15 protein-coding genes and 1 tRNA gene are annotated in these 19,729 nt (G+C 65.7%); 5 read left to right on the top strand and 11 right to left on the bottom strand.

The genetic code is table 11. From position 1 onward, the window contains the following. Positions 1–7: 7 nt before the first annotated feature. Positions 8–862 (top strand): universal stress protein, encoded by an 855-nt coding sequence (locus J1C52_RS05465; protein ID WP_227426913.1) that lies wholly within the window; start codon positions 8–10, stop codon positions 860–862. Between the two features lie 173 nt (positions 863–1,035). After that, positions 1,036–2,010, top strand: coding sequence for an SLAC1 anion channel family protein (locus J1C52_RS05460; protein ID WP_227426912.1), 975 nt, complete (start codon positions 1,036–1,038; stop codon positions 2,008–2,010). A 60-nt stretch (positions 2,011–2,070) separates the two neighbouring features. Here J1C52_RS05460 and J1C52_RS05455 read toward each other — a convergent pair whose 3' ends face one another. Together J1C52_RS05455 and J1C52_RS05450 are read right to left on the bottom strand one after the other, a co-directional pair. Next, positions 2,071–4,449, bottom strand: a complete 2,379-nt coding sequence (locus J1C52_RS05455; protein WP_227426911.1) for a YbcC family protein — start codon at positions 4,447–4,449, stop codon at positions 2,071–2,073. Between the two features lie 34 nt (positions 4,450–4,483). Continuing rightward, on the bottom strand, positions 4,484–6,046 hold the full coding sequence (locus J1C52_RS05450; protein ID WP_227426910.1) for a proton-conducting transporter membrane subunit: 1,563 nt from the start codon (positions 6,044–6,046) through the stop codon (positions 4,484–4,486). Between the two features lie 96 nt (positions 6,047–6,142). Here J1C52_RS05450 and J1C52_RS05445 point away from each other — a divergent pair, with 96 nt between their 5' ends. After that, positions 6,143–7,009 (top strand): LysR family transcriptional regulator, encoded by an 867-nt coding sequence (locus J1C52_RS05445; RefSeq protein WP_227426909.1) that lies wholly within the window; start codon positions 6,143–6,145, stop codon positions 7,007–7,009. 56 nt (positions 7,010–7,065) lie between these two features. Further along, positions 7,066–7,141: transfer RNA gene (locus tag J1C52_RS05440), tRNA-Val, on the top strand. A 149-nt stretch (positions 7,142–7,290) separates the two neighbouring features. Here the strand turns inward: J1C52_RS05440 and infB are convergent. The 4 genes from infB to rimP are packed head-to-tail and all read right to left on the bottom strand — an operon-like array spanning position 7,291 to position 12,650. Beyond that, on the bottom strand, positions 7,291–9,792 hold the full coding sequence (gene infB / locus J1C52_RS05435; RefSeq protein WP_227426908.1) for a translation initiation factor IF-2: 2,502 nt from the start codon (positions 9,790–9,792) through the stop codon (positions 7,291–7,293). Continuing rightward, a complete protein-coding gene (locus J1C52_RS05430; protein ID WP_227426907.1) occupies positions 9,789–10,421 on the bottom strand; it encodes an RNA-binding protein in 633 nt (210 codons plus the stop codon). The genes infB and J1C52_RS05430 overlap by 4 nt, the downstream gene beginning before the upstream one ends. 12 nt (positions 10,422–10,433) lie before the next feature. Further along, positions 10,434–12,053 carry a transcription termination factor NusA gene (gene nusA, locus J1C52_RS05425; protein ID WP_227426906.1) on the bottom strand — a complete coding sequence of 540 codons (1,620 nt, stop codon included), beginning with the start codon at positions 12,051–12,053 and terminating at the stop codon, positions 10,434–10,436. A gap of 3 nt (positions 12,054–12,056) precedes the next feature. Then, the gene (gene rimP / locus J1C52_RS05420) at positions 12,057–12,650 is read right to left on the bottom strand and encodes a ribosome maturation factor RimP (RefSeq protein WP_227426905.1); all 594 of its coding nucleotides are present in this window, start codon (positions 12,648–12,650) and stop codon (positions 12,057–12,059) included. A gap of 205 nt (positions 12,651–12,855) precedes the next feature. On the opposite strand from rimP, the gene J1C52_RS05415 reads away from it, so the two are divergent. Further along, positions 12,856–16,185, top strand: a complete 3,330-nt coding sequence (locus J1C52_RS05415) for an error-prone DNA polymerase (protein ID WP_227426904.1) — start codon at positions 12,856–12,858, stop codon at positions 16,183–16,185. Between the two features lie 66 nt (positions 16,186–16,251). On the opposite strand, the gene trmD is transcribed toward J1C52_RS05415, so the two are convergent. The 5 genes from trmD to J1C52_RS05390 form a co-directional block, all read right to left on the bottom strand. Continuing rightward, complete coding sequence (gene trmD, locus J1C52_RS05410; protein WP_227426903.1) at positions 16,252–17,061, bottom strand: tRNA (guanosine(37)-N1)-methyltransferase TrmD; 810 nt, start codon at positions 17,059–17,061, stop codon at positions 16,252–16,254. Then, positions 17,058–17,606, bottom strand: coding sequence for a ribosome maturation factor RimM (rimM, locus tag J1C52_RS05405; protein WP_227426902.1), 549 nt, complete (start codon positions 17,604–17,606; stop codon positions 17,058–17,060). The genes trmD and rimM overlap by 4 nt, the downstream gene beginning before the upstream one ends. Positions 17,607–17,652: 46 nt before the next feature. Continuing rightward, positions 17,653–18,882 carry a glycosyltransferase family 4 protein gene (locus J1C52_RS05400; protein WP_227426901.1) on the bottom strand — a complete coding sequence of 410 codons (1,230 nt, stop codon included), beginning with the start codon at positions 18,880–18,882 and terminating at the stop codon, positions 17,653–17,655. 138 nt (positions 18,883–19,020) lie between these two features. Next, positions 19,021–19,380: a 30S ribosomal protein S16 gene (gene rpsP / locus J1C52_RS05395; RefSeq protein WP_227426900.1), complete on the bottom strand. Its 360-nt coding sequence runs from the start codon at positions 19,378–19,380 to the stop codon at positions 19,021–19,023. A gap of 48 nt (positions 19,381–19,428) precedes the next feature. After that, positions 19,429–19,725, bottom strand: coding sequence for a chorismate mutase (locus J1C52_RS05390; protein ID WP_227426899.1), 297 nt, complete (start codon positions 19,723–19,725; stop codon positions 19,429–19,431). Positions 19,726–19,729 lie beyond the last annotated feature (4 nt).

The raw sequence follows: 19,729 nt of genomic DNA, 5'->3' as shown, positions 1-19,729 counted from the left end.
CACAGCCATGTCAGAGAAGATCATCGCGCTGGTGGACGGGTCCATCTATTCCGAAAGCGTGTGCCACCATGCGGCATGGATCGCCAAGGCGACCGGCGCGCCGGTGGAACTGATCCACGTTCTGGGCCGCCGCGACGCGCCCGAGAGTCGCGACCTGTCCGGGGCAATCCGGCTGGGTGCACGCAGCGCGCTGATGAACGAGTTGGCGGACCTGGACGCCCAGCGCGCCAAGCTGATGAACCACCGGGGCCGCGCCATTCTGGACGATGCGCGCGCCATCGTGGAACAGGCCGGTGCGGCCAGTGTCACAACGCGCCTGCGCCATGGCGACGTGGTCGAGGCGATTGCCGAGATCGAAGCCGAGGCCCGCGTCATCCTGATCGGCAAACGCGGCGAGGCAGCAGACTTCGCCAAGGCGCATCTGGGGTCGAACCTGGAACGCATCGTGCGGGCCGCAAGCAAGCCCGTTTTCGTGGCATCGCGCGCGTTTCAGCCCATCGCATCAGTGCTGGTGGCCTATGATGGCGGGCGGTCGGCCATGAAGGCGGTCGATCACATCGCGCGCAGCCCGCTTTTCGCGGGGCTGGCCGTGACCGTCGTGACGGTCGGGCCGGACAGCCCAGAGGCGCGCAAGGGGCTGGCCGATGCGCAAGCGCTGCTGAAAGCGGCGGGGATTGATGCCGCAATCCGGCAGATCCCCGGCCAGCCGGAAACCGAGCTTGGCAAACTGGTCGAGGCCGAGGGCTTTGGCATGGTCGTCATGGGCGCCTATGGCCATTCGCGCATCCGCAGCCTTGTCATCGGGTCCAGCACCACAGAGATGGTGCGCAGTTGCAAGGTGCCGGTCGTCCTGATGCGCTAGTGCAGCGACGGGCCAGCAAGCGCAGGCGCTCGGATTAACTGGAATTTTTGCCACCAGTTTGATTCAGATCATGCCGGACCCGGAGTCGTGGGCCTAGACAAGACCTCTGCGCAGCCGTGGTGTGCCGGCGGGCGCAGAGCAGCTTCTCTTGTCGGTCCGAAAGGGTATTTGCCGTGGCTACCGAAACGCTTCCCGCAGACGAGTCTCGCCTCGCCAATTTTCCGATCATGTTCTTCGCGATTCCGATGGGCCTGTTCGGCACCACGCTGGCGCTGCACGCGGCGGAAAAGGCCTATGGTTTGGCGGGCAGCTCCTCTGAAATCGCGCTCTATGTCTCTGGCACAGTCCTGTTGACCATCGCCGCCCTTTACCTGCTGAAAGCGCTTTTCGCGGGTGAAAGCGTTGCGCATGAATGGCACCACCCGATCCGCATCGCGTTTTTCCCGGCCGCGTCGATTTCGCTTCTGCTGATGGCAACGGCGCTCAGCGCCGACCACCCACAGGCGGCCCTCTGGGTCTGGTCCATCGGCACCGCATTGCAAGGCACGCTTGCGCTTGCGGTCATCGGGTCTTGGATCGGGCATCGCAGCTTCCAGACGGGCCATCTGACCCCGGCATGGTTCATCCCGGCGGTCGGCAACGTGATCGTTCCCATCGCCGGGGCGCGGCTTGGGTATGTCGAAATCTCTTGGCTGTTCTTCTCGGGCGGGCTGATGTTCTGGGTCATCTTGCTGACGCTTGTCGCGCAACGCCTGATGTTTCACGACCCGATGCCGGGCAAGATGGTGCCGACCCTGATGATCCTTGTCGCACCCCCGGCGGTGGCCTTCGTCGCATGGTTGAACCTGACCGGAGAGGTCGGCCCTTTCGGGCATATCCTGCTCAGCCTTGGCTATGTCTTTGCCGCGGTCGTCATAACCCAGCTTGCCAAGTTCCGGCGCATTCCCTTCGCGCTGTCATGGTGGGCCTTGTCCTTTCCGATCGCGGCGCTGACGGTGGCCAGTTTCGCCTATGCGGGCGAGGCGGGCTCTGCCGCGCACAAGACCATCGGGACCGTGTTGCTTGTGGTCCTTTTGACCGCGATCACCGGGCTTGTGGCGCGGACCACGCTGGCGGTCCTGCGCAAAGAAATCTGCATCGCAGAATAAGGACGTTTCGCGAATGAACTGACACCGCCAGCTTTCGGCGGTGTCAGTGTGCTCAGACAGTCAGGCGGCTTTCGCCTGCACTTGCGCGCCCTCCCAGACCAGACCGGGGCGGTAGCGCGACACGACCTTGCCCCCTTCCAGTGCGAACAGGTGCAGCCAGCCATTGTCGAACAGTGCCTGCACATCGGGGTGCTTGGCCAGAATATCGGCAATCGCTTGCGTCGGCGCCTCTACCATGACCGACAGGCGCAAGGGCTCATGCGCCAGCCCTTCGCCGTCATGGATGCTTTGCCATGGCAGACCGGGGCGCAACACGCCGCCATTGCCCTGCACCACGCCAATGCCGCCCACAACGTTGTGGATCAGCTTGTTGCCGCCGCCAAAGGCATGGGGCGCAACGCTCGATCCGTAATATTGCAGGCTGATCCAGCTTGCCACGACCACCGGGGCGGTCAGGATCAGCTCCAGCGTGGCAAAGCCCGCGTCGTCCTGCCAGTCGTAATTGTGCAGGAAGGCGCGGCCATGCAGGTTGGTGCCCTTAGTGGCCGGGCGTGGCGCGGCAACAAAGGCCGCACAGCCCGCAAGCCCCCATTCAGGCCGCAGCTCTGCCCAGTTGGCGGCGCGCTCTGTGATGGTCTGCGCCTTCGCACCGGGCAGGCGCAGCGCCCGCTCGGCGCGGGCTTGCGCGCCCGCCGCTTTCAGCCAGCGCCGTGCTTGCGCCAGACGGTCCTTGTGCGCGGGCGCGGGGCTGTCGGCATAGAGCGTGATGTCGTCCGTCGTCGTGTCATGCAGACCGGCCACGAACAGCACATCATCAGCCACGGTAATGCCATGCGCCGGCAGGCCCGCGCGGGTTTCGGGGTCGTTGAGCAAGATCGCCAGCATCCGCGATGAAACTTCGCCCGTCTGCCCGGCACACGCCCCGCAATGGTAGGCGCTTTCATGCGGGTTGTTGGTAACGCTTGCGCCATGGCCCAGCAGCAGCACCAAGGGGGCATGGCCCTTGGTCATGCTCATCGCGGTCAGCACTTTCGCGCCGATCTCGGCCTTTTGCTCAGCGCTCAAACCGCCCTCGACACGCGGCGCAGGCGACTTCTCTGGCTTCACGCCATCCAGCCCCAACGCCCCCTTGACCAGTTTCCAGCCATAGATTGGCCCGGCGGATTCGACGAAGGCGAAAGACGACACGGCCGCCTGCCGGAACCGCCCCCAAGCGCGGGCGGCACGGGCGGAAATGCGGGCCTCTTCCTCTGCCTCTGGCGCGGCATGGCTGCAAGTGGTCAAGGCCGGGTTCAGCAGAACCGGCAGATGGATCTGCGTCTGGTCGGTGCCATGGGGCCGGTGCGCCAAGGGCAAGCCGAAGAAGCCCGCGAAGCCGATGGTTTCAATACCGCCATCCTGCGCTTCCAGCGCGCGGCGGAACACTTCGGACCGCACGTCGATACAGAAAGCCGCCTGCATCTCTGGACGACCAGTTGCATCGCTTGCCCCCGCGAAGGCCGCGATCAGGCCGCGCTGATGCGCGCGCTCGGCCGCTTCTTGCAAGATGACATCGACCACCTGCGCAGGGCTAGGCACCAAGGGTGCGGCGTGCGCCGCCCGCGCCTGCGCCCACGGCTTGGCGGCTTGCGGCGCGATGTCCAAAAGCGCCTCTTCCCAGATCAGCCGGATAGCCAGCAGGTCGGTGATGGTGGCATCGCTTGACCCAGCCAGTTCGGCCTTCCACAACAGCCAGCGCGCGTGCTGCGACCAGCCGCCGATATCCATCAGCAACCGGTGGAAAACCTGCTCGGCCACATCCTCGCCCAGACCAAGCCGGTCGGCAGCGCGCAGAATGGCGCGCTCGGGCGTATCGGGCGCGCTGGCGACATGGGCGCAGAACCCGGTCAGACCGGCCACTTCGGGGGTCAGGTCATGCGTGGCCCATTCCCGCCAACCGGCAAAGGCCGAATGGCCGGGCGCGGGTGTCCAGAGCGCTTGGCCCCGGTCGAAATAGCCTGCCGCCCACAGCCCGAAACACCGGTCAATCAGCGCGGGCCAGTCCGTGCCCGTGGCTGCCGCGGCCAGATGCGCGACCGTCGGCAGCGCGCGCGGGGCGGGGCTGTCGGCGGCAAGCTGACTTTTCAGCGCCTCCAGGCTGGCAGGTTTGTTGCCATGCGGGCAGGCGGCCAAGGCTTCGGCCAGATCATCGTCCGTGATCGCCCCGTCGGCCACGGCGCGGGCGTAGTCCGACCGCTCGCGCGTGACCCGCACACCCGCCACCCGCGCCAACCGGGCGCTTGCGGTTGCCAGATCCTCGCCCGTCTGGCCAAGGAAGGGGTTCACGGCCACGGTGGCATCCAGCGGGAAAGCGGGCGGAATATCGCGGGCGGCAGCCTCGGCGGCTTTCAGAATGCCCGAGATATGGGCGGGGCTGAACTGGCTTTGCTTATGGAACATCGTCTCTCTCCCAGTCTCTATCTCTGTCACGATCTCAGGCCTTCCGCCCGGTGGAATAGGTTGTGCGCAAGCCCCCGATCAGGCGGTCGAGCACGGCGTTCAGATACAGGCCATTGGTCAGATGCACCCGCAGCCCGGCGGTCGAGGGGTGATGCGCCCAAAGTGGGAACAGCGCTTGGGCAAAGGCGATCAGCCCGAAAGAGCCAAGCGCCAGCACGATCAGCGCCCATTCCAGCGCGCCGGGCACTGGCGGCTTGGGCAGGTGCGGCCCCCAAAGCGCGCCTGCGGCCACATGCAGCGCGAAATAGGCAATGGCAGCTGCCAGAGAGGCCAGAGCCGTGCGCTGCGTCAGCGCGCGCGGGGCGGCATCTGCCAGACCCTGTGCGACCAGATAGGCCACCCCGAAGATCAGGATCGCACCCAGCGCCAGCGCCTGCGCCGATTTCGCTCCCATCGCCAGCCCGAACCCGGTGGCGACCACCGCGTAAATGGCCAGCGCCAGCAAGAAGGCCCGCGCCACCGCGCCCAGACCGGGCACGGCCACCGGGCCGGGCCGGGTCACGCCCGCCACTGCCCGCACGGCCCCGCCAGAGGCAAGGAAGGCGTGCGCCTTGTACATGGAATGCGCCACGATATGCAGCAGCGCCAGCGCCCACAGGCCCAGCCCGCATTGCAGCAGCATGAACCCCATCTGGCTGACGGTGGACCACGCTAGCGCGGTTTTGACGGCGCTTTGCGTCAGCATGACCATGGCCCCGAATAGCGCGGTCAGCCCACCCAGCATGACCAGCGCGGCAAGCGCGCCGGGGCTGGCCTGCACCACCTCGGCATTGCGGATCAGCAAGAAGCCACCGGCATTGATGATGCCCGCGTGCAGCAGGGCAGAGACCGGGGTCGGCGCTTCCATCACCTCTGTCAGCCAGCCATGAAGCGGGAAGGACGCGGTTTTCAGCGCCGCCGCCAGCACAAGGAACCCAACGGCGACATGGCCTGACACCGGCAGACCCGATTGCGCCGCGTCTCCCAAGGCCACCACGTCCAGCGTGCCGAAGGCCTGCCACAGGAACAGCGCCGCCAGAACCAGCGCCGCGTCGCCCGCGCCCCAGACTAGGCTGAACTTGGTCGCGGCGCGCTGCGCCTCTGCCCGGTCTGCGTAGAACAACAGCAATTGCCGCAGCACTAGACCGATGGCGATGAAGGACGCGATCAGAACCGGCAGGCTGCCCGATTGCACCAGCGTCAGCACGGCGGCGAGCGCGGTCAGCATCAGCGCATGGAACTGCCCCTCGCGCGCTTCGCCGTCCAGGTAGCTGCGGGAATACCGCACCACGATCCAGCCGACGAAAGCCACAAGCAGCGTCATGGTCGCGCTGGCGGCATCCAGCCGCAACGATAGCGCCGCGCTGCCGGTTGCGACCGCGCCGCCCATGACAAGCTGGATCGCGCCCAGCGCGGCCAGTGCCATCGCCCCAAGGGCTGCTGCCTCTGCCAGTTGCGGCACAAGCGCCGGACGGCGACCCGGACGCAAGAAGCCAAGGACAGCGGCGGCAAGAACAAGCAGCGGGGCAAGATGGCCAAGTGGCAAAAAGGTGGTCATGGCGTCCCTCCAAAACAGTGTTGGATTGCAGGTATCACTTGCCAAACTTTCAAAAAATTACATATTTTCACTGTTAATGTTCTATTTGGTGAAAGTATGCTGAACCTGCACCATCTGCGCCTGTTTCGCGCTGTCGCGACCGAGGGCACCCTGACCGGGGCCGCCGGACGGCTGAACCTGTCGCAATCTGCGCTCTCGACCCAGATAAAGGCGCTGGAAGCGTCGCTGGGCCATGACCTGTTCGAGCGTCGCGGGCGCGGGTTGGTGCTGACCGAAGCCGGGCGCATCGCGTTGGAACATGCCGAAACCATCTTTCGCACCGCCGAAGACCTGTCGGCCACGTTGCGCGAACGCGGGCAGGTGCGGCGTGCGTTGCGGGTGGGGGCTTTGGCCACGCTGTCGCGCAATTTCCAGATGCAGTTTCTGGAACCCCTCGTCGGGCGCGCGGATGTCGAGGTCGTGCTGCGGTCCGGCAACCAGAGCGACCTGTTGCGGGGTCTGGACGCGATGGCCTATGACGTGGTGCTGACCAACCTTGCCCCCGCCCGCGACGCAGCCAGCCCATGGCGGGTGCAGCGCATCGCCTCGCAGCCCGTCAGCCTGATCGGGACACCGCTGCGCGCTGCCCGCGCGCCCATGGCCCTGCCAGAGCTTCTGACCTTCGCGCCCTTGGTGCTGCCGACGCCTGAGACCGCCTTGCGCGCGGCGTTCGACGGGCTGATCGACCAGCTTGGGATCACCCCGAATATCGCGGCAGAGGCCGATGACATGGCCATGCTGCGCCTGTTGGCGCGCGCTGATGCCGGGTTCGCCGTCATCCCGCCCATTGCCGTGCGCGACGAATTGCGCCAAGGCGTGCTGGTCGAGTTGAAACAACTGGACGGGATTGACGAGACCTTCCTGGCCATCACCCGCGCGCGCCGTTTCCCGAACCCGTTGATGACGGAACTACTGGGCGCATAATCACGGCCTGCGATCTTGCGCCGCCCGGCGAAAGCGGCTAAATCGCGCGACAGGTCGGGTGATTAGCTCAGTTGGTAGAGCGCTTCGTTTACACCGAAGATGTCGGGAGTTCGAGTCTCTCATCACCCACCATATTCCCCATATAAATGCCCCATGATGGGCAAAATCGGGATCGCGGGTTGGCCATGTCAGGCCGGTGCTGCACTGTCTTCGTCGTGGCTTGCCCCTTAGACTCGAAAAGGCACCCGAAGGTGCCTTTTGCGTTTCCTTGATTGCGACGTTTAGCTCAGCGTGCGCTCGACCTCTTCGCGTTCGAAAATCTCGATCACGTCTTTCGGGCGGATGTCGTCGTAATTCTCGAACGCCATACCGCATTCCTGACCCGACTGCACTTCCTTGACCTCGTCCTTGAAGCGCTTGAGGGTTTTCAGCGTGCCCTCGTGGATCACGACGTTGTCGCGCAGCAGGCGCACGCCGGCCGACCGACGCGCAACGCCTTCGGTGACAAGACAACCCGCCACTTTGCCCACGCCCGTGACCTTGAAGACTTCGCGAATCTCGGCATAGCCGATGAAGTTTTCGCGCACTTCGGCGGATAGCAGGCCCGATGCAGCGGCTTTGATGTCATCGACCAGGTCATAGATGATCGAGTAATAGCGCAGCTCGACGCCCTTCTGGTTGGCGGAGTTCCGGGCCGAGGCATTGGCCCGCACGTTGAACCCGATGATCGGTGCGCCCGACGCTTCGGCCAAGCCCACATCGGTGTCCGTGATCGCACCCACACCGTAATGCAGCACGCGCACGCGCACCTCGTCGTTGCCGATCTTTTCCAGCGCCTGAACGATCGCTTCGGCAGAGCCTTGCACGTCGGCCTTGACCAGAACCGGCAGCTCGGCCACGTCCTTGTCTTCCTTGGCCTTGGCCATCAGCTGCTCCAGCGTGGTGGCAGCCCCGGCAGCGGCGCGTTTGTCCTTGGCCGCTTGCTGGCGGTATTCGGCGATCTCGCGGGCCTGTGCTTCGGTTTCGACCACGTTCAGAACGTCCCCGGCTTCGGGCGTGCCGTTCAGGCCCAGCACCTCTACGGGCACGGAGGGACCGGCTTCATCCACGCGCTGGCCCTGGTCGTTCATCAAGGCACGAACCTTGCCCCACTGCTCGCCCACGACGAAAATATCGCCCCGGCGCAGCGTGCCGTTCTGAACCAGAACGGTCGCGACCGGGCCACGGCCCACATCGAGCTGCGCCTCGATCACGGCGCCCATGGCGGCGCGGTCGGGATTGGCCTTCAGTTCCAGGATTTCCGCCTGAAGGGCGATGGCTTCCAGCAGTTGATCCAGCCCCTTGCCGGTCACGGCGGACACTTCGACATCTTGCACATCGCCCGACATGGCCTCGACCACGACTTCGTGCTGCAAGAGTTCGGTGCGCACCTTGTTCGGGTCGGCGGCGGGCTTGTCACATTTGTTGATGGCAACGATCATCGGCACCTTGGCCGCGCGGGCGTGATTGATCGCCTCGATCGTCTGCGGCATGACGGAATCGTCCGCCGCAACGACCAGCACGACGATATCGGTCACATTGGCACCGCGTGCGCGCATACTGGTAAAGGCCGCGTGGCCCGGCGTGTCGAGGAAGGAGAGCACCGCGCCGCTTTCGGTCGTGACCTGATAGGCCCCGATATGCTGGGTGATCCCGCCAGCTTCGCCAGAGACCACGTTGGTCTTGCGGATCGCGTCCAGAAGCGAGGTCTTGCCGTGGTCGACATGGCCCATGATCGTGATGATCGGCGGGCGCGGCTTCAGGTCTTCGGGGTTATCCTCGACCTGTTCGATCACCTGCTCCACGTCGGAATCCGACACGCGCACCATCTTGTGGCCGAATTCCTCGATGATGATCTCGGCGGTATCGGCGTCGATGGATTGGTTCATGGTGGCCATGACACCCATCTTCATCAGCGCCTTGACCACATCGGCGGCACGCTCGGCCATGCGGTTGGCAAGTTCCTGCACAACGATGGTTTCGGGCAATTGGACCTCGCGCACGACCTTTTCGCGCGACTGGGTCTGACCCATCGCCTTTTGGCGGGCACGTTCCTGCTTGCGCTTCATCGCGGCGAGCGAGCGTTCGCGACCGCCGCCGCCCGTCAGGGCGTCGTTCAGGGTCAGCTTGCCGGACCGGCGGCCACCTTCCTCGCGCGGCTTCGACGGGCGACCGCCGCGATCATCGTCCTGGCGCTTCGCGGGCTTGCGCGCATCGGCCCCTGCCGGGCGCGAGCGCTCGGACAAGGGCGCATCGGGGGCAGCCGGTGCAGTCTGCTCGGCCGCGGGGGCGGCCTTGCGTGCCTTGCGCTCTTCGGCTTCGGCCTTGGCGCGGGCGTCCTCTTCTTCCTTGGCGCGCAGGGCGGCTTCGCGCTCACGCTCTTCGCGCTCACGGGCCTCTGCCTCTTCGCGGCGGCGCTGGCGTTCCTCCTCGCGGGCCTTTTCCTCGGCGGCGCGGGCTTCTGCCTCTTCAGCCTCGCGCGCCTTGGCGGCGGCGAGTGCTTTCAGGCGGCGCTCCATCTCTGCCTCGGAGATCCCTGCGGGGCGGCGCGACGGATCGGATTTCGGCGCACCGGCAGGCTTGCCCGCGGCCGCGCCCGGCTGCGCCCCCGCCTTGGGAACCACAACGCGCTTGCGCTTCTTCTCGACCACCACGGATTTCGTGCGCCCATGGCTGAAGCTTTGCTTCACCTGACCGCCCTGTCCGCCCAGTCCGAGTGTCTTTTTACCGTCTGTATCGCTCATGCGTCCGTCTTGTCCTCTCCGGCGGCAGATCCGCCGATATCTGTGCGCAATCCTGCCAGTCTTGCCGCTTCCTCTACAACAGGTCGCTGCAATCCGCCAGCACGAAGCGCGGCATGTATCACATGTTCACGACCGAAAGCCAAACCCAGCTCTTGGGCGGTCAGCCAGTCTATATAGGTCGCATCGCCCTCGGGCGGGCGCAGTTTCGTCTTGCCGCGGGCAGAACCGTCCGCCGCCTGGATCAGAACCGCCATCTCTTCGGCCATGGCCAGTTCGCGGCACTTTTCATACCCTGCGATCGCCTGCCCGCTTTTGCGCGCGAGCGAGATCAGGTCCAACACCCGGCGCAACACCTGCCCTGTGACCAGATCGGCCAAGCCGTCCGGCACGGTGACGGGCTGGCGCGCGGCGCGGGCGAACAGCTTCTTCTTCACCGCAAGGTCCAGCGCCGCGCGATCGGCGCTGACCCAGATGCCACGACCCGGCAGTTTGCCCGCCACATCGGGCACGATCTGCCCCTCTGGCCCGACCACGAAGCGGATCAGCCCGCGCGCAGGCTGGCTTTGCCCCGTGGCGATACAGCGCCGCTCGGGCCCGTCGCGTTCAACTTTGCGCCCGCCGCGTGCCATCGTGCCAGACCTTTAGCGCGTTTCTTCCTCGACCTCGGCGTCCTCCTCGGTCTCGTCGGCCTCGGCCTCCATCTCGGTCGGGTCGACCCAGCCCAGCAGCACGCGCGCGGTCATGATAAGCGTCTGCGCTTCTTCAAGGCTCATGTCGAACTGCTCCAGCAGCCCTTCATCCTTCACGCGCTCGCCATTGACGGTGGTCCAGCCGCCCGCCAGTTCCCAGTCGGCGCAGGTGGCGAAATCTTCCAGCGTCTTGATGCCGTCTTTCGCCAATGCTTCCACCATTTGGGGTGTCAGGCCGTCGAATTCAATCAGGCTGTCCTCTGCCCCCAACTCGCGGGCATTGGCCAGTGCGGCGGCGGCGACCGCTTCCAGACGTTCGCGGGCGCGGGTTTGCAGCTCTTCGGCGGTTTCCTCGTCGAAACCGTCAATGGCCAGCAGTTCGTCCAGCTCGACATAGGCCACCTCTTCCAGCGAGGTGAATTCTTCCGCGACCAGAAGCTGGGCCATCATCTCGTCGATGTCCAACTCGTCCATGAACAGCTTGGTGCGCGCGGCAAACTCTGCCTGACGGCGTGCCGATTCGTCCGATTCGGTCAGGATGTCGATGTCCAGACCCGTCAACTGGCTGGCAAGGCGCACGTTCTGACCGCGACGGCCAATTGCCAGCGACAGTTGCTCATCGGGCACGACAACCTCGATCTTGCCGGCCTCGTCGTCGATCACGACCTTGCTGACCTCTGCCGGTTGCAGCGCGTTCACAAGGAAGGTCGCCTGATCTTCGGTCCAGGGGATGATGTCGATCTTCTCGCCCTGAAGCTCGTTCACCACCGCCTGCACGCGGCTGCCGCGCATACCGACGCAAGCGCCGACCGGGTCGATGCCCGAATCGTAGGAAATGACGCCGATCTTGGCGCGCGAACCGGGGTCGCGGGCGACGGCCTTTATCTCGATGATGCCATCGTAAATTTCCGGCACTTCCATCTTGAACAATTCGGCCATGAATTCCGGAGCGGTACGCGACAGGAAGATCTGCGGCCCGCGCGCTTCGCGGCGCACATCCTTAACGTAGCAGCGGATGCGGTCGCCATTGCGGTAGCTTTCGCGGCCGATCTTCTCGTTGCGGCGCAGGATCGCTTCGCCCGCGCCCACATCGACGATGATGTTGCCGTATTCCTCGCGCTTCACGACACCGTTGATGATGGTATGCGCGCGATCCTTGAATTCTTCGTACTGACGGTCACGCTCGGCTTCGCGCACGCGCTGCAAGATCACCTGCTTGGCGGATTGCGCGGCGATGCGGCCCAACTCCACCGGCGGCACTTCGTCGATGATCTCGTCGCCCACCTTGGGGTCGTCCAGATAGGGCGCGGCCTGCTTGACGGTCAGTTCCGCATGGTGGTTTTCCAGCAGGTCATCCTCGACCACGGTGCGCACGCGGGTGAAGGTCGCCACACCCGTCTTGCGGTCGATCTTGACGCGGATGTCCATATCCGCGCCGTAACGCGACTTGGCCGCGCGGGCGAGGCTGTCTTCCATCGCCTCGATCACCAGTTCGGGGTCGATCATCTTCTCGCGCGCCACCGCTTCGGCGGTTTGCAGCAGTTCCAACTGGTTGGCGGATGTGATGGCCATGTCTCAGTTCTCCTCAAGGCCCGCATCGGGCGCGTCGGTTTCAATCTCGTCAAATTTCGATTCGTCGATGGCGCCGCTGGCTTTGCGAGCGCGCAGCATTTCCGCGATCAGGTCATCGGTCAGAACCAGCTTGGCATCCGACAACCAGTCGAATTGCAAGCCGATGGTGACGGTCTCGTCACCCTCTTCCAAGTCGATCAGCACCTCGTCACCCTCGACCCCGGCCAGCACACCCTTGAAGCGGCGGCGGCCGTCGATCAGTTCGGTCGTCTCGATCCGCGCCTCGTAGCCGTTCCAAGCATCGAAGTCTTTCAGCCGGGTCAATGGGCGGTCAATGCCGGGGCTGGACACTTCCAGCGTATAGGCATCTTCCAGCGGGTCTTCGACATCGAGCACGGCAGACACGGCGGTGGAAATATCGGCCAGTTCATCGACCTCTATGCCGCCATCGGGGCGGTCGGCCATGATCTGAAGCGTGCGGGTCTTGCCGGACATCACCCGCAGGCGCACCAGTTCGAACCCAAGCCCTTCGATCACCGGGGCCACGATGGCCGCCAGCCGCTGGTCGAGCGTGGTTTTCGCGATCAGGTCGGTCATCACCCCTCCAAGGGCGCATAAAACAAAAAACGGGCCATGCGGCCCGTTGAATTTTCCGGTGGAGCATCTTGCGACGCGCCGCTGTTGCAAGGGGATATAGGCCCATGCGCACTGAAACGCAAGGGCTTTGCTTGGGCGCGCGGGGACTCGACTCTGGACCATGGACAGATATATGAACAAAACAGGAACAAACCCAAGGCCCGCCATGTCCGACCCTGCCTATGCAGAGCTTTGCGTGACGACGAATTTCAGCTTTCTGCGGGGCGCGTCCCACCCGGAAGAACTGGTCACGCGTGCCGCCGAGCTGGGGTTGCACGCCATTGCCATTACCGACCGCAATTCGGTCGCGGGCGTTGTGCGCGCCCATGCCGCGCTGAAGGAACTGGCGCGGCTGCGCGCCGAGGGCGTGGCCCAAGCGGCGGGTGTGCGCGCCCAGCGCCAGACCGACCCGTCCAGCCGCCAGACCACCGCGCCCGATGCGACACCGCTTGCCCTGTCAGGCCACCCCCTGCCCCGGCTGATCCCCGGCGCGCGGCTGGTGCTGACCGACAGCGCAACCGAATGGCTGGCCCTGCCCACCGACCTGCCCGCATGGTCGCGGCTGACCCGGCTTCTGACCCTTGGCAAACGCCGCGCGCCCAAGGGCCAGTGCCACCTTGCGCGCGCCGACCTTTACGCGGGCTGCCACGGCATGATCCTGATCGCGTTGCCGCCCGATCCGTTGCAAAAACCCTTGCCCGATGACCTGCGCGCCATGCTGCGCCACTTCCCCGGCCAATGCTATCTTGGTGCTACGCCACGCTATGACGGGCGCGACCCGGCGCGGCTGGCGCATATGGCCGCATGGGCGCAGACCACCGGTCTGCCCATGGTCGCGCTTGGCGATGTGCTGATGCACGCCGCCGCCCGCCGCCCGCTGGCCGATGTGCTGACCTGCCTGCGGCTGGGCCTGACGATAGACACGATCGGCCAGCACCGCCTGCCCCATGCCGAACACCGCCTGAAAAGCGGCGCGGAAATGGCGCGCATGTTCACCGCCCACCCCGCCGCGCTGCGCCGCACCGTGCAGATTGCCGATGCCTGCGCCTTTGGGCTGGACGCGCTGCGCTACCAATACCCAGACGAGGCGCAGAACGGCGAACCCGCCCAAGCCCGGCTGGAACGCTTGGCGGGCGAAGGGCTGCGCAAACGCTACCCGGCAGGCGCACCGGCCAAGATTGTCGAGCGCGTGGAAAAGGAACTGCGCCTGATCGCGGATCTGGACTACGCCCCCTATTTCCTGACCGTGCATGACATTGTCGATTTCGCCCGCTCGCGCGGCATCCTGTGCCAAGGGCGCGGGTCTGCCGCCAATTCGGTCGTGTGCTACCTGCTGGGCGTGACCGAAGTGCCGCCCGAATCGATCACGCTGATCTTCGAGCGGTTCATTTCCAAAGAACGCGGCGAGCCGCCCGACATCGACGTGGATTTCGAACATGAACGCCGCGAAGAGGTCATCCAGTGGATTTACGACCGCTACGGGCGCGACCGCGCAGGGCTGACGGCAACCGTCATCCATTTCCGCACCCGCGCCGCCATCCGCGAGGTGGGCAAGGTCATGGGCCTGAGCGCCGATGTCATCGGGCGCCTGTCGGGCCAGCTTTGGGGCTGGTCCGCCAGCCCGCCGGGGCCGGACCGCCTGCGCGAAGCGGGGCTCGACCCGGACGACCGCCGCATCGGGCAAGCCTTGGCGCTGATTTCCGAGATCATCGGCTTTCCCCGCCACCTGTCGCAGCATGTGGGCGGCTTCGTCATCACCAAGGGGCGGCTCGATGACCTGTGCCCGATTGAAAACGCGGCGATGGAAGACCGCACCATCATCGAATGGGACAAGGACGATATCGACACGCTGGGCCTGCTGAAGGTCGATGTGCTGGCGCTGGGAATGCTGACCGCGATCCGCAAATCCTTCGACCTGCTGGCACAGCACCGGGGCCAGCGGCTGGATCTGGCCACGGTCCCGCCCGAAGACCCGGCGGTCTATGACATGCTCTGCCGGGCCGATGCGATTGGCGTCTTTCAGGTCGAAAGCCGCGCGCAGCTGAACTTTCTGCCGCGGATGCGCCCGCGCGCCTTCTACGATCTGGTGTGCGAGGTCGCCATCGTGCGCCCCGGCCCCATCCAGGGCGGCATGGTGCACCCGTTCATCAACCGCCGTCAGGGCCGCGAAGCGGTCGAAGACCTTGGCCCCGCCATGATGGAGGTGCTGGGCCACACTTACGGCGTGCCGCTGTTCCAGGAACAGGCCATGCAGATCGCCGTGGTCGCGGCAGGCTTTACGCCCGCCGAGGCCGACCGCCTGCGCCGCGCGCTTGCCACCTTCAAGCGCATGGGCACGATCGGGGGCTTTCAGGACCGCTTCATCACCGGCATGCTCTCGCGCGGCTATGACCCAGACTTCGCCGCGCGCTGTTTCGCCCAGATCGAGGGCTTCGGCAGCTACGGCTTTCCCGAAAGCCACGCCGCCAGCTTCGCGCGGCTGGTCTATATCTCGGCTTGGCTGAAATGCCACCACCCGGCGGTTTTCACCTGCGCGCTGCTTAACAGCCAGCCCATGGGGTTCTACGCGCCCGCCCAACTGGTGCGCGACGCGCGCGAGCACGGGGTCGAAATCCGCCCCGTCTCGATCAACCATTCCGACTGGGATTGCACGCTGGAGATGCGCACGGATGGCGCGCTGGCCTTGCGGCTTGGCTTTCGCCAGATCAAGGGCGTGGGGCAGGAAGATGCCGACTGGATCGTGGCCGCGCGCAGCAATGGCTACCCGGACATAGACAGCTTGTGGCGTCGCGCGGGCGTGCCCCCCGACACGCTGGAACGGCTGGCAGAGGGCGACGCTTTCACCACCATCGGCCTCTCGCGCCGCACAGCTCTTTGGCAGGTGCGGGCCTTGCGCGCGCCCGCGCCCCTGCCCTTGTTCGGGCCGGATGGCGAAGGCGAACAGGAACCCACCGTCACCTTGCCCGACATGTCACTGGGCGAGGCCGTGGTCGAAGACTACCTGTCCCTGCGCCTGTCGCTGCGCGCGCATCCGCTGGAACTGCTGCGCCCGCGCCTGCCCAAAACCCTGCCGCATGACAAGCTGACCCAGGCGACCCGCCGCGTCATCATCGCCGGGCTTGTCATCACCCGCCAGCGCCCCGGCACGGCCTCGGGCGTGGTGTTCCTGACGCTCGAAGATGAAACCGGCTGCGCCAATGTCGTGGTGTGGAAAACCATGTATGACCGCTTCCGCCGCGCGGTCATCGGCGGGCGCTTGCTGCGCGTCACGGGCCGGGTGCAGCGCGACGGGCCCGTGATCCACGTCATCGCCGAACAGATCGACGACATCTCGGCCCTGCTGGGCCAACTTGGTGGCCCCGCGCCACTGCCCGCCAATGATGGCCGCGCGGATGAAACCCGCCGCCCCGTGCCCAGCATGACACCCGGCGCGTCCGGCGCGCGCCACCCGCGCGAACAGGCACGCAAGCTGTTTCCCAGCCGGGATTTCCACTAATCCCCTTCATCCTTGCAAAAATATCCTGGGGGAGTCGCGGCGCAGCCGCGGCGGGGGCAAAGCCCCCTAATCCGGCTTGCTGCCTGTCCACGCCGCCCACAAATCCGGGCGGCGCGCGCGGGTCGCGGCCTCGGCCTGTTCTTGCCGCCAGCGCGCGATCTCGGCATGGTTGCCCGACAGCAGCACGGACGGAATACCAAGGCCCATCCATTCGGCGGGGCGGGTATACTGCGGATGCTCCAGAAGCCCCGCGCTGAAGCTTTCTTCCTCGGTCGAGTCCGCATTGCCCAGAACATCGGGCAACAGCCGCACCGTGGCGTCAATCATCGTCTGCGCCGCCAATTCGCCCCCGGTCAGCACGAAATCGCCAAGGCTGACTTCCTCTATCCCGTAATGGTCCAGCACCCGCTGGTCCACGCCCTCGAAGCGGCCACACAGCATGGTCACGCCCTTGCCGCGCGACCAGTCCCGCGCCATGGCTTGCGTGAACGGGCGCCCGCGCGGCGACAGATACACAAGCGGCCATGCCGCCCGGTCAGCGGGCACACCGCGTTGCGCGGCGTCAATCGCGCGGCCCAGCACATCGGCGCGCAGCACCATGCCCGCACCGCCCCCCGCGGGCGTGTCATCCACGTTACGGTGTTTGCCGATGCCGAAGGGGCGCAGGTCGATCGTCTCTAGCCCCCAGCGCCCCTCTTTCAGCGCGCGGCCGGTCAACGACAGACCCAGCACACCGGGAAACGCCTCTGGAAAGAGGGTGATGATCCGCGCCTGCCACACTTGGGCAGGCGGGCGCGGGCGGGTCATGTCACGCGGCGAAAGCGACGGGGTGGCCGACAATCGCCCGGCAGCGCGGCGCTTGGGGGTCTCGGTCATTCCAACAGCCCCTCGGGCGGGTCGGCCACTATACGGCCCGCCGCCAGATCGACCGTCGGCACGATGGCGCGGGTGAATGGCAGCAGCACCGCCCCCTTTTGCCCCGGCGTGACCAGTTCCAAAAGGTCGCTTGCACCGTGGTTCAGTACGGCCTTCACCCGGCCCAAGGGCGCGCCGCCCGTGTCGAACACCTGAAGGCCGATCAGGTCGGCATGGTAGAATTCGTCATCGGGCAGGCCCGGCAGCCGGTCACGATCCACGAACAGGCGCAGGCCGCGCAGCGCGTCGGCCGCTTCGCGCGTGGTGATCCCGCTCAACCGCGCGGCAAATCCTTGCGCCACGGACGGGCCGAGCGTGACGTCGAAACTGCGGGTGCCGTCTTCGGACCAAAGCGGTCCATAGGACGCGATCGCCTCTGGCTCTGCGCAAAAGCTTTTGAGGCGCACATCGCCGCGCACGCCGTAGGCACCCGCGACGGCCCCGACACATACGCGGTCGGGCTTTGCTTTCTTTGAACCGGACTGCTCTACCATCATGGACCCCATGCCATTTGCGCCTTTGCCTTTCCCGAATTCCGCGCGGAAATGCAAGTCAGCGCGCGACGGATCGGTAGATCTCTTCCATGTCGCAGATACGCTGCTGCCAGTCGAATTTTTCCCGCACGCGGGCAAGGCCTGCCTGCCCCATGCGTCGCGCGGCATCTGGGTTCTCGGCCATCTGCAAGATCGCATCGGCCAGCCTGTCGGCAAAGCTGTCGGCGGGGGCGGGCGGCACCAGGATGCCGGTCTCTGGCGTGACATAATCCGCAGGCCCGCCCCAGTCGGACGCGATGACCGGCACGCCCAGCGCCATCGCTTCCAGAATGATCGCGCCGCCGCATTCGCGCAAAGAGTTCAGGATCAACGCATCGGCACCGGTCAGGCGTGCGGCGCATTCTGCCTGAGTCAGGAAACCGTGCAGATACACGCCGGGCAAGCCGCGGGCTTCGATCATGGCGCGTTCGGGGCCATCGCCCAGAATGTCGAGCGTGATGTTCAAACCCGGCTTGCGCGCACGGGCGATCTCTATGGCCTGCAAGGTCAGGTCCAGCCCTTTCAGCCCGATCAGGCGCCCCATGAAGACAAGCCGGAACCCCTTGCGCAGCCCCGGCCCCGCATGGGGCGGCGGCGCTGTCCAGATCGCGAGGTCGACACCGTTTTCCGGCATGGTCAGAATGCTGGCATGGGTCACTGGCAAGGCGCGCCGGGTGCGGTCATTGGCAATCAGCAAGCGCGCGGCCTGCGCCTTGCCGGGCCATAGCCGGTTTGCCAGCCGCGCGGTCATTCGGCCAAGGCGCAGGAATGCCCGCGCCGCGCGCCCCTCGCGCGCGGCAAAACCGGGCGGGTAGGACATGCCGCCATTCATCGGGCCGATCACGACCGGCACCCCCAAGCCATAAAGCGGCGAGGGCGTGGCGGGCGATACGGGAATGGGCTGATGCACAAGGTCGAAAGACTGACGGGCGATCAGACGCCGCACGATTTGCCGCATGTCCCACGCCGTCAGCAACGCGATCATGTTGCCGAACGCGCGGTCGCGCAAGGCTTCGGGAAACCGCTCGCCCAGCGCCCATAGCACGCGGTGCGATAGCGCATCGGCTATGTAGTGGGTAAACGGGGCGAGAGCGGGGAAATCGGCCTCGATCTCGGTGCGGTTACGGGCATGGGTGACAAGCACGATGTCATGGCCGCGTGCCTGCATCTTGGCGGCATAGATCAGCGGCAGGATGGCTTCGCCACCCTTGCGGGCCGACGCGTTTTCCCCGGCGATCAAGATCCGCATCGCACAAATCCGTCGTTTTCGGCTGGGGAAAGCCTAACGCCGAACGGGTCATGCCGCCAGATCGAAAGCGCGGGCCATGCCGCGACCCTCGGCGCGCGCGGCGGCGGGCGGCGTAAAACCGCCCGCCTGCGCAGTCGTTTATTCGGCGGCTTCGCTGCCGGCTTCGGCCTTGGCGGCCTTTTCCTTGGCACGTTCCTGCGCCTTCTTGCCGGGCTGGGCTTTCTTCATGTTGGCGCGGGTCGCCTTTTCGCGCACGCCAGCCGCTTCAAGGAAACGGGCGATACGGTCGGTCGGCTGTGCGCCCTGGCTCAGCCAGTATTGCACGCGCTCCATGTCCATTTTCACGCGGTCTTCGCTGTCCTTGGGCAGAAGCGGGTTATAGGTGCCCAGCTTTTCCAGGAAGCGGCCATCGCGCGGCATACGCGAATCGGACGCGACAATCGCGTAATGGGGGCGTTTCTTGGACCCACCACGGGCCAGACGGATCTTCGTTGCCATGTCAGTTTCTCCTTCAGAATGGCGAGGACGGGCGCACGGCCCATCGGGTTAGCGTTGCAACTTCTCGTGGTGACGGATCACTTCCGAGATGATGAAATTCAGGAATTTCTTGGCGAATTCCGGGTCAAGGTCGGCTTCTTTCGCCAACCATTCCAGCCGTTCGATCTGGCGCTCTTCGCGCGCGGGGTCGGACGGGGGAAGATCGTGCCGCGCTTTCAGGCGGCCCACGGCCTGCGTGTGCTTGAAACGCTCGCCCAGCGTGTAGACAAGGATCGCATCCAGCCGGTCAATGCTGTCACGGTGGTCGGCCAGTAACTCGGCCGCGCGGGCGCTTTCATCGCTCATGGCA

This window comes from Roseibaca sp. Y0-43 (assembly GCF_020667835.1).
In the GTDB taxonomy this organism is placed as follows: Bacteria; Pseudomonadota; Alphaproteobacteria; order Rhodobacterales; family Rhodobacteraceae; genus Roseinatronobacter.
Note: the sequence above shows the minus strand (reverse complement) of the source record. Positions and strands in the feature narration are given on the sequence as shown.

What these genes read in the sequence shown, in the direction of transcription:
- J1C52_RS05430 (WP_227426907.1), bottom strand. Translation starts at nt 10,421, where the DNA reads ATGGCACGCGGCGGGCGCAAAGTTGAACGCGACGGGCCCGAGCGGCGC.
- rimM (WP_227426902.1), bottom strand. Translation starts at nt 17,606, where the DNA reads ATGGGGTCCATGATGGTAGAGCAGTCCGGTTCAAAGAAAGCAAAGCCC.
- infB (WP_227426908.1), bottom strand. Translation starts at nt 9,792, where the DNA reads ATGAGCGATACAGACGGTAAAAAGACACTCGGACTGGGCGGACAGGGC.
- rimP (WP_227426905.1), bottom strand. Translation starts at nt 12,650, where the DNA reads ATGACCGACCTGATCGCGAAAACCACGCTCGACCAGCGGCTGGCGGCC.
- J1C52_RS05465 (WP_227426913.1), top strand. Translation starts at nt 8, where the DNA reads ATGTCAGAGAAGATCATCGCGCTGGTGGACGGGTCCATCTATTCCGAA.
- J1C52_RS05445 (WP_227426909.1), top strand. Translation starts at nt 6,143, where the DNA reads ATGCTGAACCTGCACCATCTGCGCCTGTTTCGCGCTGTCGCGACCGAG.
- trmD (WP_227426903.1), bottom strand. Translation starts at nt 17,061, where the DNA reads ATGACCGAGACCCCCAAGCGCCGCGCTGCCGGGCGATTGTCGGCCACC.
- J1C52_RS05415 (WP_227426904.1), top strand. Translation starts at nt 12,856, where the DNA reads ATGTCCGACCCTGCCTATGCAGAGCTTTGCGTGACGACGAATTTCAGC.
- rpsP (WP_227426900.1), bottom strand. Translation starts at nt 19,380, where the DNA reads ATGGCAACGAAGATCCGTCTGGCCCGTGGTGGGTCCAAGAAACGCCCC.
- J1C52_RS05400 (WP_227426901.1), bottom strand. Translation starts at nt 18,882, where the DNA reads ATGCGGATCTTGATCGCCGGGGAAAACGCGTCGGCCCGCAAGGGTGGC.
- J1C52_RS05450 (WP_227426910.1), bottom strand. Translation starts at nt 6,046, where the DNA reads ATGACCACCTTTTTGCCACTTGGCCATCTTGCCCCGCTGCTTGTTCTT.
- nusA (WP_227426906.1), bottom strand. Translation starts at nt 12,053, where the DNA reads ATGGCCATCACATCCGCCAACCAGTTGGAACTGCTGCAAACCGCCGAA.
- J1C52_RS05455 (WP_227426911.1), bottom strand. Translation starts at nt 4,449, where the DNA reads ATGTTCCATAAGCAAAGCCAGTTCAGCCCCGCCCATATCTCGGGCATT.
- J1C52_RS05390 (WP_227426899.1), bottom strand. Translation starts at nt 19,725, where the DNA reads ATGAGCGATGAAAGCGCCCGCGCGGCCGAGTTACTGGCCGACCACCGT.